This window comes from Ferdinandcohnia jepli (assembly GCF_047246645.1).
Taxonomy (GTDB): Bacteria; Bacillota; Bacilli; order Bacillales; family Bacillaceae_L; genus Ferdinandcohnia.
On sequence record NZ_JBFOKR010000001.1, the window covers coordinates 75,418 to 89,603 of the forward strand.

At 37.4% G+C, this 14,186-nt stretch carries 16 protein-coding genes; 7 read left to right on the forward strand and 9 right to left on the reverse strand.

The window, feature by feature from the left end:
- The first annotated feature begins 1 nt into the window (after nt 1).
- A complete protein-coding gene (locus tag AB3M96_RS00385; protein WP_412965568.1) occupies nt 2-1,060 on the forward strand; it encodes an ABC transporter permease in 1,059 nt (352 codons plus the stop codon).
- A gap of 484 nt (nt 1,061-1,544) precedes the next feature.
- The gene (gene asnA, locus AB3M96_RS00390; protein ID WP_412965880.1) at nt 1,545-2,543 is read left to right on the forward strand and encodes an aspartate--ammonia ligase; all 999 of its coding nucleotides are present in this window, start codon (nt 1,545-1,547) and stop codon (nt 2,541-2,543) included.
- Nucleotides 2,544-2,688: 145 nt separating this feature from the next.
- Here the strand turns inward: asnA and AB3M96_RS00395 are convergent, their stop codons facing one another.
- The 3 genes from AB3M96_RS00395 to AB3M96_RS00405 form a co-directional block, all read right to left on the reverse strand.
- A complete protein-coding gene (locus tag AB3M96_RS00395) occupies nt 2,689-2,895 on the reverse strand; it encodes a hypothetical protein (protein WP_412965569.1) in 207 nt (68 codons plus the stop codon).
- Nucleotides 2,896-3,169: 274 nt separating this feature from the next.
- Nucleotides 3,170-3,325: a YjcZ family sporulation protein gene (locus tag AB3M96_RS00400; RefSeq protein ID WP_412965570.1), complete on the reverse strand. Its 156-nt coding sequence runs from the start codon at nt 3,323-3,325 to the stop codon at nt 3,170-3,172.
- Nucleotides 3,326-3,351: 26 nt separating this feature from the next.
- Nucleotides 3,352-3,465, reverse strand: a complete 114-nt coding sequence (locus AB3M96_RS00405) for a YjcZ family sporulation protein (protein WP_412965571.1) — start codon at nt 3,463-3,465, stop codon at nt 3,352-3,354.
- A gap of 242 nt (nt 3,466-3,707) precedes the next feature.
- Here AB3M96_RS00405 and AB3M96_RS00410 point away from each other — a divergent pair, with 242 nt between their 5' ends.
- Complete coding sequence (locus AB3M96_RS00410) at nt 3,708-4,418, forward strand: class I SAM-dependent methyltransferase (RefSeq protein WP_412965572.1); 711 nt, start codon at nt 3,708-3,710, stop codon at nt 4,416-4,418.
- A 51-nt stretch (nt 4,419-4,469) separates the two neighbouring features.
- Here the strand turns inward: AB3M96_RS00410 and AB3M96_RS00415 are convergent, their stop codons facing one another.
- From AB3M96_RS00415 to AB3M96_RS00435, 5 genes are all read right to left on the reverse strand, one after another.
- Nucleotides 4,470-5,198: an ABC transporter permease gene (locus AB3M96_RS00415; RefSeq protein ID WP_412965573.1), complete on the reverse strand. Its 729-nt coding sequence runs from the start codon at nt 5,196-5,198 to the stop codon at nt 4,470-4,472.
- Nucleotides 5,199-5,909, reverse strand: coding sequence for an ABC transporter permease (locus AB3M96_RS00420; RefSeq protein ID WP_412965574.1), 711 nt, complete (start codon nt 5,907-5,909; stop codon nt 5,199-5,201).
- Entirely contained in the window at nt 5,906-6,817 is a 912-nt protein-coding gene (locus AB3M96_RS00425; RefSeq protein WP_412965575.1) for an ABC transporter ATP-binding protein, read from the reverse strand. Before AB3M96_RS00425 ends, AB3M96_RS00420 begins: the two co-directional genes overlap by 4 nt.
- A 123-nt stretch (nt 6,818-6,940) precedes the next feature.
- On the reverse strand, nt 6,941-8,293 hold the full coding sequence (locus AB3M96_RS00430; protein ID WP_412965576.1) for a sensor histidine kinase: 1,353 nt from the start codon (nt 8,291-8,293) through the stop codon (nt 6,941-6,943).
- Nucleotides 8,290-8,958, reverse strand: a complete 669-nt coding sequence (locus AB3M96_RS00435; RefSeq protein ID WP_412965577.1) for a response regulator transcription factor — start codon at nt 8,956-8,958, stop codon at nt 8,290-8,292. The genes AB3M96_RS00430 and AB3M96_RS00435 overlap by 4 nt, the downstream gene beginning before the upstream one ends.
- A 126-nt stretch (nt 8,959-9,084) precedes the next feature.
- Here AB3M96_RS00435 and AB3M96_RS00440 point away from each other — a divergent pair, with 126 nt between their 5' ends.
- The 3 genes from AB3M96_RS00440 to AB3M96_RS00450 all read left to right on the forward strand — a co-directional run bounded on the left by AB3M96_RS00440 (nt 9,085) and on the right by AB3M96_RS00450 (nt 9,988).
- The gene (locus AB3M96_RS00440) at nt 9,085-9,432 is read left to right on the forward strand and encodes a nucleoside deaminase (protein ID WP_412965578.1); all 348 of its coding nucleotides are present in this window, start codon (nt 9,085-9,087) and stop codon (nt 9,430-9,432) included.
- A gap of 93 nt (nt 9,433-9,525) precedes the next feature.
- Nucleotides 9,526-9,705 (forward strand): hypothetical protein, encoded by a 180-nt coding sequence (locus AB3M96_RS00445; protein WP_412965579.1) that lies wholly within the window; start codon nt 9,526-9,528, stop codon nt 9,703-9,705.
- 103 nt (nt 9,706-9,808) lie between these two features.
- Nucleotides 9,809-9,988, forward strand: a complete 180-nt coding sequence (locus AB3M96_RS00450; RefSeq protein ID WP_412965580.1) for a hypothetical protein — start codon at nt 9,809-9,811, stop codon at nt 9,986-9,988.
- 165 nt (nt 9,989-10,153) lie between these two features.
- Here the strand turns inward: AB3M96_RS00450 and AB3M96_RS00455 are convergent, their stop codons facing one another.
- Complete coding sequence (locus AB3M96_RS00455) at nt 10,154-10,774, reverse strand: DUF3298 and DUF4163 domain-containing protein (protein ID WP_412965581.1); 621 nt, start codon at nt 10,772-10,774, stop codon at nt 10,154-10,156.
- Nucleotides 10,775-11,091: 317 nt separating this feature from the next.
- Here AB3M96_RS00455 and AB3M96_RS00460 point away from each other — a divergent pair, with 317 nt between their 5' ends.
- On the forward strand, nt 11,092-14,121 hold the full coding sequence (locus tag AB3M96_RS00460) for an efflux RND transporter permease subunit (RefSeq protein ID WP_412965582.1): 3,030 nt from the start codon (nt 11,092-11,094) through the stop codon (nt 14,119-14,121).
- Nucleotides 14,122-14,186 lie beyond the last annotated feature (65 nt).

Below are 14,186 nucleotides of genomic sequence, written 5' to 3' on the forward strand. Positions count from 1 at the left end.
AATGAAACCGAGTATAGAAAATACAACGATTAACAATAAGAAGAACTTTTTTGAATGGTTTAAATATAAGTGGGTCAATGATCCTTTATTCAGCATTGCGATTGCACTTATTATCATGGTTATCCTCCAAACATTGGTACTCGGATTTGACTATGATTCGTTCGGTGCATGGTTTCAATCTTGGATTAATAACTGGATAAATATCCTTAGAAATAATGCCGGAACAGCCATTGTTGCGCTTGGTATGACCTTTGTCATCATGACAGGCGGTATCGATTTAGCCGTTGGTTCTACTCTTGTTGTAACTGGTGCCTTCACGATGATGCTACTGGATACTGGCACAAAAGGCTATTTAGCAATGATCGGCTTAGAAGGAGTACCAGCTTTCATCGTAACCATTTTACTAGTGTTACTCCTTGGTTATTTGTTGGGGTCACTTATCGGAGTAACGATTACAAAAGGAAATGTACCCCCATTCATTGCGACACTTGGTGCGATGATGATTTTTAGAAGTGTTACTCAGCACTTCATGCAAGGCTACAATCCAACGGTACCGATGGATTTCTTACAGATTGCCAGTTTCCGAATAGGCAATTTTATGGTGATGCCAATTATCTATTGGGCGTTCATTGCATTTATCCTTTACTATGTTTCTAAGCGCACAACCTTCGGAAGACAAATTATTGCAGTTGGATCAAATGAACGTGCTGCAAAGCTTTCTGGGATTAATGTTGAAAAAGTAAAACTACGTGTGTACGCATTGATGGGTCTACTTGTTTCAATAGCAGCTATTATTCAAGTATCCCGTATCGGGTCTATGGATTTTTCCAATGCCGGTCGTGGGATGGAAATGGATGCAATCGCCGCAGCTGTTGTTGGTGGAACCAATATGATGGGTGGACGAGGATTTATCCTTGGAACAGTGTATGGAATGTTAATCATCGCTGTAATGAACAATCTACTAAACTTATTTGGAGTGCCACCATTCTTGCGCGAAGCGTTTAAAGGGGTTATCGTTATTGCAGCAGTTTTACTGCAGAAAAAGGAAAGAACTTCGTGATGGACTAGAGCTCAGGTTTGGGCTCTTTTTTTATTTGCGTGTCTACTTAATATAAGACGTTCTGGCTATAACATTGGTTTGGTGGGACATATACTTTTTCGTGTGGGCTATAACATTGGTTTGGTGGGACATATACTTTATCGTGTGGGCTATAACATTGGTTTGGTGGGACATATAATTTGCCGAGTAGGCTATAACATTGGTTTGGTGGGACATATACTTTACCGTGTGGGCTATAACAATGGTTTGGAGGGACATATTCTTTACCGAGTGGGCTATAACATTGGTTTGGAGGGACATATATTTCTGATGAAATGGCTATATCCTAACCCAACTTTTACCTCAATCACATTCTAATCAAAAAAATCCTCTGTACAACATGTAAAACGCTCATCTCCAGCATACAATTCATAAGGTAATAAGTATTGCATTACGTTAAAGTGACAATGTATTACTGGAGGCGATCACTATTTCCAAGACTTCAATTCTAAAAAAAGGATACACACCCATTCTTGATTTTATAGAAACTGAGAAGGCTATTAATGAACTGAAGAATTATTTTGAGAATGCACTTTCTGAAACTTTAAACCTACTCAAGGTGTCAGCACCATTGCTGGTGAGGGATGGTAAAGGGATTAACGATAATTTAAATGGTGAAGAGCGTGTGCTTTCGTTTGAAGCATTAGATATTAAGAACCATCAAATTGAGGTTGTGCAATCACTGGCAAAGTGGAAAAGGGTTGCTCTTAATAAGTATGGTTTCAATCCTGGTAGAGGACTTTATACGTATATGAATGCTGTTCGGCGTGACGAAATACTTGATCATCTCCATTCCATTTATGTTGACCAATGGGATTGGGAAAAGGTAATCACTAGGCCTCAGCGTAATCTACGAACGCTTAAGGCAGAAGTGAAAAAAATCTACAACGCAGTAAAAGATACTGAGCAACATATGTATCAATATCATTCTAGTCTTACACCCGTTTTACCTGACGAAATTTACTTTGTGACGTCCCAAGAATTGGAGGACAGGTACCCAGATCAATCTCCAAAAACTAGGGAAGACCTCATTGCAAAAAAACATGGTGCTGTCTTTATCATGCAAATTGGCGGGAGAATGCGTTCAGGGGAAAGACATGACGGACGTTCTCCAGATTATGATGACTGGAGATTAAACGGAGATTTGATTTTTTGGAGTCCACTTTTGCAACAATCTATTGAAATTTCATCAATGGGAATTAGGGTAGACGAAAAGGCATTGTTGAAGCAATTGAAATTTGCAAAAAATGAAGAGAGAATGGAGCTTCCTTATCATAGAGCCATTCTTGAACGAGAGTTGCCGTACACGATCGGAGGTGGAATTGGTCAATCCAGATTGTGCATGTTTTTGTTAAAGAAAGCACATATCGGGGAAGTACAGGTATCCGTTTGGAGTGATGAGATCATCAACGAGTGCGAAAGCCGGAATATAAGGTTATTGTAGGTTTTGTTTGTAAAATCAAATTAAAATCTATTAAAAATGCGTGACCCATGAGGGGATCACGCGTTATTTATACGAATGAGTTTATTCATTGTACAACATATTGGAAGATGTACCACATGTATTTATCTTTCTAAGGAGGAATATATTATTCCGTTAAATCATTCTTTCCTCTTTTAGATTCATCATATTTTCCCCAAGATAAACATACAAGACCAGTCAAGAATAAGAATAAGCCAGAATTACTAAGCGTTTTTTCAACTTCAGCAGCCCACATGGTTTTGCCTATAAAACTCAACAATATTAAGATGGTTGACATAGCTACAAAAGAGATACCTACACTTTTTTTTACCATTTGCAGCACACTCCCAATATGAATTATATTTCGCTTTTTGAAGGTTAAGATAATTATAACATAAAATAACATAATTTTCCTTTTGATTTCTATTTACTTTGCGGAAGATATCTTAAAATAAAAGAATCATAAGATCTTTTCTATTATTTCTTACTAAATAACAATAGATAACTGACAAAATGCACCCCATATCGGAGTGCATTTGTATTTTGTTTGCAAAATTATCAGTAACAACTTAGTTGTAACAAGTATCCAAAATTGTTAGTGATGGTCCTTAACACCATGCAGCTCCTACAATAATGAGGAGAATAAATAATACGACGATTAGCGCAAACCAGCTACCTGGCCCAAAGCCTACTCCAGCCACAGGTGCACCATAGCCATATCCTCCACAGCCACAATCGTGTCCGTAACCCATTCCAAAGTGCATAGTAATCCTCCTAACAGTTTTCTAGTTTAGTATCCAAATCCAACATAAGCAGAGCCTACAATAATCAGTAGGATAAACAATACCACGATTAAAGCAAAGCCTCCACCGTAGCCAAAGCCAGCTCCAACAGCTTCACTCATCTAGAACACCTCCTAAGCTCTGTATAGTTATTACACTATGTAATTACACGATATTTGTAAGGGGCATTTACCCATTTTTTCTGTACTTAGGTTAATGCCTAAGTAAAACTAAGAAAAGATTTTCATCAATGTCCTGGTACATTTGACCTCTACCCTTCATAGGTTTTAACCATACACTGAAATATATCTAATGACTTTTGATTAGAGGGTTTAAAAATTGAAGATAAGTTGGTGGAGTTACTTTGAAATATTCATATCTGGAATGCTTGTCACTTTATGGAGTTGGAGGTGCACACCCTGGGGGACTTTCACTTACAAAACAATTGTTGTTAAAAGAAAACGTTGCTAAAGATACAGCTATCCTTGATGTGGGTTGTGGTACAGGACTTACATCAGCCTACCTTGCAAAACAATTTCGTTGTCATGTTACTGCTATGGATAACAATAGAGTAATGCTAGAAAAGGCTAGGAGACGATTTAGGCAAACTCGTTTACCAATTACTCTCGTATATGGGACAACTGAAAAATTGCCATTTGAGGACAAGAGTTTTGATTTGCTACTTTCAGAATCGGTGACTATATTTACACATGTTACTGCTAGTTTAGGAGAATATAAGAGAGTTTTAAAGCCGAAAGGAATATTCCTTGGAATTGAAATGGTAGTTGACCCAAACTGTCCAAGTGAAGTTAGAAAGGAAATCGCTGATTTCTATGGGATATCGAAGTTATTAAGTGTATCTGAATGGCAGGCTTACTTTAAAAAAGCGGGTTTCAGAGAAGTATCAATTTTGAACGTTGAGACTAGCAAACATGTAGATCAATTTGAGGCTAATGATTTTATACCTTCAAAGGATATAGACCCACGGTGTGCCAAAGTAATTGAAAAACATGAGGAATTAACGGAAAAGTACTTTGGTAGTATTAGTTACCGGGTATTTAGATGTGTCGCTTGAATAAATTTTATGAAGAGTGTGGGCTGTGGGTGAAGACCACAGCCTGCACAATTATATTGCCTTCCTCTGAAAGTACAAATATCCCCCAACAAAGAAAAGGACAAAGCTTCCGCCAACAACTGTTAGTAATTGCTCCCAAGGGATAAAGAATACGTCGTTTGTGTTTCCTCCCACATACATCATTGAAAACGGCTGGGCCCAAGGATAATAGGGACCGAAACGTTCTGAGTTAATAGCCAAAATAGATGGTAATGTAAAAACAATATTAACTGCAAATGGAGCCGCAAAACTCTTAAACAGAATTGACATCCATAACTGTAACGCTACTAAGGGAAAGGTTGCGACCCATCCACCGATGATACTTTTCCAAACAATTTCTAACGGAAAAGGATCAGAGAAATTCAATATAGTGCCAATGAGAAAAACAGTACCCAAATACATTAGTTGGATGATAAATACGACAAATAGTAATAGTACATATTTTGCTGTAAAGACTTTTCCTCTCGATACAGGCAAGGCTAAAAGCTGTTTCCAACCGCCTGCAACATGTTCATAGCGGCAAATCCAACTTGCCAGTACACCCGTAATCATTGGTAAAAAGAGTAATGCATATGTCAAGTTCATTGAAAGGAGGGTGATGTACCACTTGTTTCCTTCAAAATCGTCAATGAAACCAGCACCAAATCCTACTAATAAACCAACCAATGGACCCACTAAGATAATTGAAAGGATCTTTGATTTCCATAATTTATACCATTCTGACTGCAACAGCTTTATCATCTATTTTACATCCCTTCTCGTAAAATCTATCATACCTGCTACATATAGAAGAACACCGACTCCAATACCTAGCAATACATTTAGAATAGGTTCATTCCATTCATTATTTAAAGATGGCCATTTCCAAATCATCCAATCTGGTAAAAAGTATGCAGAATAGGTAAAGACAAAGCCTAAAACCCCTGTCGTAATTGGAATTCCTTGATTCTGAGAAACCGTTGCCACCCAAAGCTGTAATGCCAAAACAGGTAATGCAGCAAAGAATGGATAAAAGCTGTATTGAAACAAATCCGCAAAAGGAATAGGCTGATCAAAGTCTAGGAATATACCATATGCCAATGTGAAAAATAATAATAAGACTGACGAAGCAAATAGCAGGCAGGCTAGAACTGTAAACTTAGACAAATACACACTCATCTTAGAAACAGGAAGTGCCAGTATCTGTTTCCATGCATTCGTTTCATTTTCAATGCTAGCCATTAATGAAGTTAAGATGGCAATACCTAAGACGAGTGCTAGCGGAGTAAATCCACTAACATTCTCAATATAATAAAGCCAATCATTATCACTCTGCTGTAATAGATAATCTTTCCGAACCCCGTAGTTCACCATTTGTAGGGCTATCACTCCGAATGGTCCCAACACCGTTAGAAACCAAATTCCTTTACGTTTTATTTTTAAAAAATCAGCATGTAATATTGAACCTATCATCCTATCTTCTCCTCCGTTGTTAGCTGCAGGAAGATATCCTCTAATGAACGTTTATCTTCTCTCACTCGATAGACAGAATATCCATCTTGGACGAGGGTTCGAACTGCATTCGCAACATTCTCATTTGAACCGTTCTCTAAATAGATTGATTCTTTCATAAGATCGGATTTGATTCCACTAGCAAGAAGTGTTCTCCAAGCATCTTGATGTTGGCTGACCTCTAAAATGACTTTTTGCTGTGCGTATAACCGTAATGATTCTATAGAATCTTGAAATATCAGTTTGCCTTTTGTTATGATTCCAACGGTTGTAGCCATTTGGTCAATTTCGGATAGTAAATGACTTGAGATTAAAACAGTTACTCCATATTCGGATGGTAACCTTTTAATTAGGTTTCTTATTTCTATGATTCCAGAAGGGTCTAGTCCGTTTGTTGGCTCGTCTAAGATTAGTAGTTCAGGATTGTTTAGTAGTGCAGCAGCAATTCCTAAACGCTGTTTCATTCCAAGTGAAAATCCCTTCACTTTTTTGTTTCCTACGTCAGACAAGCGAACGATCTCAAGTACTTCATGAATTCTTTGTTTAGGGGAACCGAGTATTTTGCGTAATGCTTCGAGATTCTCGTAAGCTGTAAGATGTGGGTAGTAAGATGGGTTTTCTACCAATGAACCGACCCTTTTTAAAATATCAATCCGTTCTTTTACTAAATTCTTTTGTAAAATATGAATGGATCCAGTGGTAGGCTTCATTAAACCTAGAAGCATTCGAATGGTAGTTGTTTTTCCAGCCCCATTAGGTCCAAGGAATCCATAGATTTCACCTTTTTTAATTTTTAAGTCTACATCCATAACTGCATTTTCGCGACCAAACTTCTTTGATAAATTTTTCGTTTCAACTACATATTCCATGTAACTCACCTCACAATCTATCATAGGTGAGAAAGGTTAAAACAATAGGTAGGGAAAGGTTAAAATTTGTTTAAAAAGAAAAAATGCAGTTGAATGGAGAACTTGCTTCACTCAACTACACCTTTATTTGTGTTTCAGTATTCTTATTGTTGTTCCATTACTATCGGATTGTATATCCCAGTCCAGATTCATATTTTTAACCATCATGTCTACAATGGAGAGACCAATACCGGCACCTTTTTCAGTGGATTCGTTTTTCAACCCTTTTCCACGGTCAGAAATGATTATTATGTCGTGTTCCTCATTCGATTCTGTAGACACTTTAATATACTTACCATCATTTGCATGGCGCAAAATATTTTGGAAAAGGTTATCAAGTATTCTTCCAAACCAAATCGGGTCGACCATCCAATTTTTTTCAGTAAAATTATCCAATTCAATTTCTGTATCAAAGCCTTCTTTTTCAAAGACTGGATACCAACTGGCAAGACTCTCTCTGACAAAACGAATGACATCAGTCGCTTTTGGTTCGAATTTATACTTCTTAGCTGTGAGTAGGGTGTATGACATTAAATTCTCAATCAAACTGTCTATGTTTACAATGGATGATTCTAGTGCTTTGACTGCCGCTTGTCCTTCAGTGGACAGATCTTCTTTTATAATGGAATACGTTTGTGCTCGTATTTTCGTTAATGGAGTTCTCAGGTCGTGAGATAGGTTCGCAATGAGTTCTCGACGGATTTGTTCCTCTTCTTGTTCACGCTTCTTACTTTCTCTGAGCTCTGTGACCATTCCATTAAATGTTTGTTCTAACTGACCGATTTCATCATCTTTCTTCACAAGTACATCAATTGGTAATCCGTCCATATCTCGTAATTCCATTGCATTTTGGAGTTGTAAAAGTCGGTTGCGTATTCCTCTGAAAAATAAGAAAGATATACCGACAAACAAGATAATAATAGCAAAGAAACCAACCAGTAAGATTGCTCCGTAATTATCATATGCCTCAATAACAGGTGCCGTAAACGCGGCCCTTGGAATTTCAAGAACAACAAAACCCTGGTTTTCATTCTCTCCTACAAACGCAATAACGGTGAATGGATCGCCGCCGTAGCGTTCTTTTATAAATTTTGCGGTGAAGCTTGGTGTCCATTTGGAAGGTAGTTGTTTTTTTACATCAAGTTGCTTTTCAAGACTTCCAGTTTCATCAATCCAAAACATTGTTGCATCAGGAAACTCTCTTTTCCAACCTTCGAATAATCCATCTATTTCTGAACTGTTCTGTATTTGTCTGGCATCGGCATGCCATCTTTCTTCAATTACAGTTGGATGAAATTCTTCTTCTTCGGACTTTTGGATGTTCTCTCCAATTGTAATGAAAGTAGCAAGTAAAAGATACGCAGATTGAATCAGAAACAAAGCCATAAAGATAATTAACATGTATTTGGCTAAAAGTGATTTGAAAAATCTTCTCATCGCTTCACCCGGTACCCGATACCACGAATTGTCTCAATAATTGTTGGAGACGCAGGTTCTTTTTCAATTTTTTCACGAAGATATCGAATATGAACCATCAGGGTTTTGTCACCTTCTATGTATTGTTCTCCCCAAACACCTTCATAAAGCTGTTCTTTTGTTAAAATCTGATTTAAATTTCGAATGAAATATTGAAATATATGATACTGCTTTCCTGTTAATTGAATTTCTTCATCGGTTTCGTTATTAACAATTCTCATGTCTTTTGTAAAAATAGTCAGGTGCTGCAGGTCGAGTGTGTCTTCATTCTTTTGATATCTTCGTAACAATACCTCAACACGAGCTGCAAGCTCATCTGGATGAAATGGTTTTGTTAAATAGTCATCAGCAAAGCTAAGTCCATCAATTTTATCTTCTACTGCAGATCGTGCAGAAAGCATTAAAATTGGTAGGTCGTTCACTTCTTTTTTAATTCGTTTTCCAAGTGAAAAACCATCTAAACCAGGTAACATGACATCAAGAATAGCAATATCTGAAGTAGGCAGATGTTTTTCGAAATCGTGACCTGATTGCAACCAGGTCACATCATAGCCTCTATCAGTCAAATTCTTTGATACCCAAGAGCCAATCTCTTTTTCATCTTCTATATATAAAATGCGCGCCAATTTTATCCACTCCTGAAATATATCTATCTCCTATCATATCATTTTGGAATTCCATGGAAAAATATTTTCATATTGAATCTATTAATTTATACTATTTTTTAGAGTAATTGATAGGATGTGAACAAGATGAAATGGTCAACCATTCCTTATATTTGGCAGCAGACCTTTGAGGAAGCATGGAAGTCCTGCCAAGAAGGTTCAAGGCCGATTGGCTCCGTGATTGTGAATACAGATGGTGAGATTGTTGCTAGAGGGAAAAGTGCTGTGTTTGGGGAGTTGTCTGGTAGTGTTATTTATCATAACGAGTTAGCGCATGCGGAAATGAATGCAATGCTCAAGCTGGATAACCGTGTACATAAAAAAGTAAATCAATATGTGCTATATACAACGATGGAGCCATGTCCGCTTTGTTTTGGAGCATTTTATATGAGTGGTATTAAAAATCTAGCATATGCAGCAAAGGATAAATATTGAGGGAGCACCAATCTCCTAGGGACAACTCCGTATTTAAGTAGGAAGAAAATTTCAATTGAGGGGCCAATACCCTATCTAGATAATCTATCTATCTTGTTGAATGTATATTTTGATCTGCAGGTAGGGTATGAGAAGGGATTGCCAGTAATTGAACAAATGGCCGAGGACTATCCTGCAGCTGTTACACTAGCTAAAAAGTGGGTAAGGGAAGAGAGACTAAAAGATGCAAAGAGTATTGAAGAGGTTTTTGAAATGATGGTTAGGGAGGTATAACTGTCAAAAATACTCCTTACTTTGTCCTGTAGCCCATTAAAACATGAAATTGCATGGAAGAATATGTTACTATTAATATAGTAAAATTAGTTTGGAGGACAATATGGAAGCATTTGCACTTTTTAGCGTATTTAATCTTCTATTCTTCGTTGGAATCATTGTTTTTGGTTTCTACTTTCTTATTACAACTATAAAATCAATGAGACAAAGAAATGAATATCTTAAGGATATTCGGGACGAATTAAAAGAGATGAATCGAAACAAAACGAGTAATATGAACTAATCTACTAATTAAAAATACCGCCAAACGGCGGTGTTTTTGTTTTTTAGCAGATAGGAAAGCATAAAATTCTTTCCTATCTGCATAAGTGCAACTACGCCTCTGCTGTCGCCTAAAGGCTCGGCAATCGCCGAGTTTTCTAATGGTGAAATAATTAAATATCCGAGGTCAACTATTCGCCGATAATCTCCCAAGTGGTCCATCTTCACGAATTATGTCCTGAAGATCATATACAGATATTGGGAAGAACGGGAATCCGTAAACATATGGAGTAAGATCATAGAGTTGGAAGTAGATGACAAGAGTACGATCCGCAACATAGAAGTCTTGGTTAGGCTTAATTTCGGTAAAGCCATTTATTATCGGAATTTCACGCTGCTCAATTTGCGTACGAATTAACGCCGATATTCGCTGAATATAGTTGCTGCCAGGCTTGAATAAATCACTGAGTATGCTACGTTTTTGCTCTTGCAAGTCGAAAGTTTGAGATCTAATGTAGGTCATACCATGAGCTGCTCGGTCGTGGTACGTGTAATTAGAGAGCGATAGACTCACTACATTACGTTGGTTGTTTTTGATTTCATAAGAACCTAGCATTTCGACTACTGTAGAAGGTGAATCACCAACCTGCTTATCGATGAGTTTTTGGGTTTCATGAACAATCCATCGGTTCATGTACCTTTGAAGCCTTTCATCTTGCATACCGAATACCTGTGGATAAAAGACCATTCTTTTAGGTCCAGTTTGAATAACAGCCGTCCGGATATTTACCGGGAATGAAATTGCCAATGAAGTTCCTCCTTACAAAAGAATAGTACTTTTACCCATCGTATTCTTGAAAGTGTCCAGAGGTGATAGTGCATTTTAATATAGAAACTAACTACTTTTCCTATTTCTTCATTTTTTACAATAAATTTACTCAAAATGAATTTACTTCTAATGCTATTAACTATATAATAATTTTGGTTCACTACTACTTTTGCACTAGTTTTGTTGTGTGTCTTTTGTTATACATCCAATCTAATCCTCCATAGACAACACCTACAATGTATTGAATCTACATATCTAGCACCCACTTATTTTATTTTAAAAGGAGAAAACTGAATATGACATGGTTTACAAAATGGTCTTTTAAAAACAAGGCCGCAGTTACGCTGACGACAATTTTAGTATTAGTTATGGGCGTTGTAAGTTATTTTACGTTGCCGATGGAGTTCTTACCTTCTGCTGATAATCCGCAGATCACCGTTATAGTGATGGGGCAGGGGACAGATGCTGAAACAATGACGGATACGATAACATCGCCAATCGAAAAGGCAGTAACATCTGTAAAAGGAAAAAGTGGAATCTTCTCCACTACTGGAGATGGTTTTTCGAAGGTTGATTTATTTTTTGAAGCTGGAACTGATATGAAGCAAGCAAAGCTTGATGTTCAGGAAGCACTTGCTGGAGTTCAGCTTCCGGAAGGGACAAATAAGCCGATTGTTTCACAGCTTAATACTGACATGATTCCGATTGCCGATATTTCAATGACGTTTGAGGATGGAATCACCGAAGAAAATATTACGTTGGCTCAGGAAAAAATTCTACCAGCCCTTCAAGACATTGATGGAGTTGCAAATGTTGCTATGTTTGGAAGAGCGGGAAATGAGATTTCAATAGAGCTTGACCAAGAAAAGCTTCAACAAGCAGGTCTTCCTGCACAAGCTGTATTAGGCGCCTTACAAGGTCAAAACATTGCTGCCGCTGTTGGGCAAAAAACAATTGATGGAAAAGCAAGTAATATTAAAGTCGTCAGTACTCTGGAGGGCCTTGACGATATAAAAGCATTACCGGTTGTTCCTGGAGTAAAGCTGGAGGATATTGCTACAGTTGAATTAATAGAACCTCAGGAAAATATCACACGAATTGATGGGGAAGATGCGTTACTTGCAAGTGTTGTAAAAGATAGTAATTCGAGTGCAGTTTCTATTGCAAATGAAGTGAAAAAAGTATCGAAAGAGTTATCCGAAAAATACGATGCCAACGTTTCTGTCTTTTATTCAACTGCAGATATGATTGTTACATCTGTAAACACAATGATCAAAGAAGTATTATTAGGTGCTTTATTTGCAACGATTGTCATTATGTTGTTCCTTAGAAATTTACGTTCAACATTTATTACAATTGTTTCGATTCCTTTATCATTAGGCTTTACCTTATTCCTTCTAAAGCAATCTGGTATCACACTAAACATCCTTACTATTGGTGGTGTCGCAGTTGCAGTTGGACGTTTAGTAGATGATAGTATCGTAGTAATTGAGAATATCTTCCGTAAAATGCAAACTGAAAAGTTCTCTATTCAGCTTGTTATTGATGCGACAAAAGAGGTAGCTTCTGCAATCACTTCCTCCACACTAACAACTGTTGCGGTATTTTTACCACTTGGTTTAGTGGGGGCAGGGTTAAAGGATTTCTTACTACCATTTGCGTTAACCGTTACGTATTCATTATTATCATCTTTACTTGTTGCATTAACAGTTGTTCCGTTAATGAGTGCAGGACTCTTACGTAAAGCAAAACTACCACAACATCGTACACCAAAGGGTTATGTTAAAATGTTACGCTGGTCCCTCAATCATAAATGGGTAGTGATTCTAACATCATTCCTATTGTTTGTTGGTTCTATTGGTGCGTACTTTGTCATGCCTAAAGGAGCTTTGGATAATTCAGACGCTGAACTTGTTATGGTATCGCTTGATTATCCAAACGAAACACCATTAGAAGAGGTACGTGAAAACACAACAAAGCTTGAATCGTTTTTATTAGATCAGGACGAAATTAAATCAATGTATACACAATTGGGGAATAGTGCTGACGCGGCACAATTCGGTACGATTGAATCCCCAACAAAAGCGAATTTTACAATATTAATGAATGAGGGTGCGGACGCAGAAGGGTTTATTGAAAAAGTAAATCAACAAAAAGAAGCGTACCCGAATGCAGAGTTAGTAGCTGGTGCAGCTGCACTTTTATCAGCAGGTGGAGGTTCTTCTATTACAATTGATATTGTCGGTGATCAAATCGCTGACATAGAAGAAACAGCAACAAATGTGATGAACGAAATCAAGGATATTGATGGGATAGAAAAAGTTGAAACAAACCAAGAAGAGAAGAAACCGGTTTATACATTTACAGTTGATTCTGAAGTTGCTAATCCTGGTGAAGTAACTCAGCAGCTAGGAATGCTATTAAATCGTATGCCAATTGGAAATGTATCAATTGATGGTTCAAACACAACTGTCTTCTTAGAAGCATCTATTACACCTGAGTCCACGAATGATTTAGAAGAAATTAAGGTTGTGTCTGGTGAAAACCTTGTATCAATTACAGATGTAGCGGAGCTTACTGTTGAAAATCAATCTACTCAGGTTCTTCATATGGATGGAGAGACGTATATTCGTGTAATGGCTGAAGTAGACCCGGCAAAACTCTCTGTTGTAGCTGCTGAAATTACTAAAGTTGTTAAAGGTGTTAAACCTGGAGAAGGTATGAAGTTACCTGATAACGTAGAGGTACTCATTGGTGGAGCATCTGTTCAACAAGCAGATGATTTTACTGACTTGTTCATCACCATGGCAGCTTCAATTGGGATTGTGTACTTAATCATGGTTATTACATTTAAGACAATGCGTGCACCACTTGCAATCCTATTCTCATTACCACTAGCAGCGATCGGGGCAGTATTAGGGTTACTAATAAGCCGTATACCAGTTGAGATTACCGCGCTATTAGGAGCATTAATGTTAATAGGTATCGTTGTGACAAATGCGATTGTATTAATAGATCGAGTGAAGCAAAACGAAGAAAAAATGATTATCCGAGATGCCATTTTAGATGCTGCAGCAACTCGTCTTCGTCCTATTTTAATGACGGCTATCGCAACAATCTGTGCCATGCTTCCGTTGTTGTTCAAAAAAGCAGAAATGGGAAGTCTTGTATCACAAAGCTTAGCGATTGTGGTAATAGGTGGCTTAGCAGTATCAACGCTATTAACACTAATTGTAGTTCCTGTAATATATGAGTTATTCTTCTTTAAAAAGTCGAAGAAACAGCGTCTTGCTGAGCAAACATCTAAGCAGCAGATTGCTGGTTAATATTTAGTAAGAGACAGTACGTATGATGCTGTCTCTTTTATATTGTTAAATTCTTTAAACATATT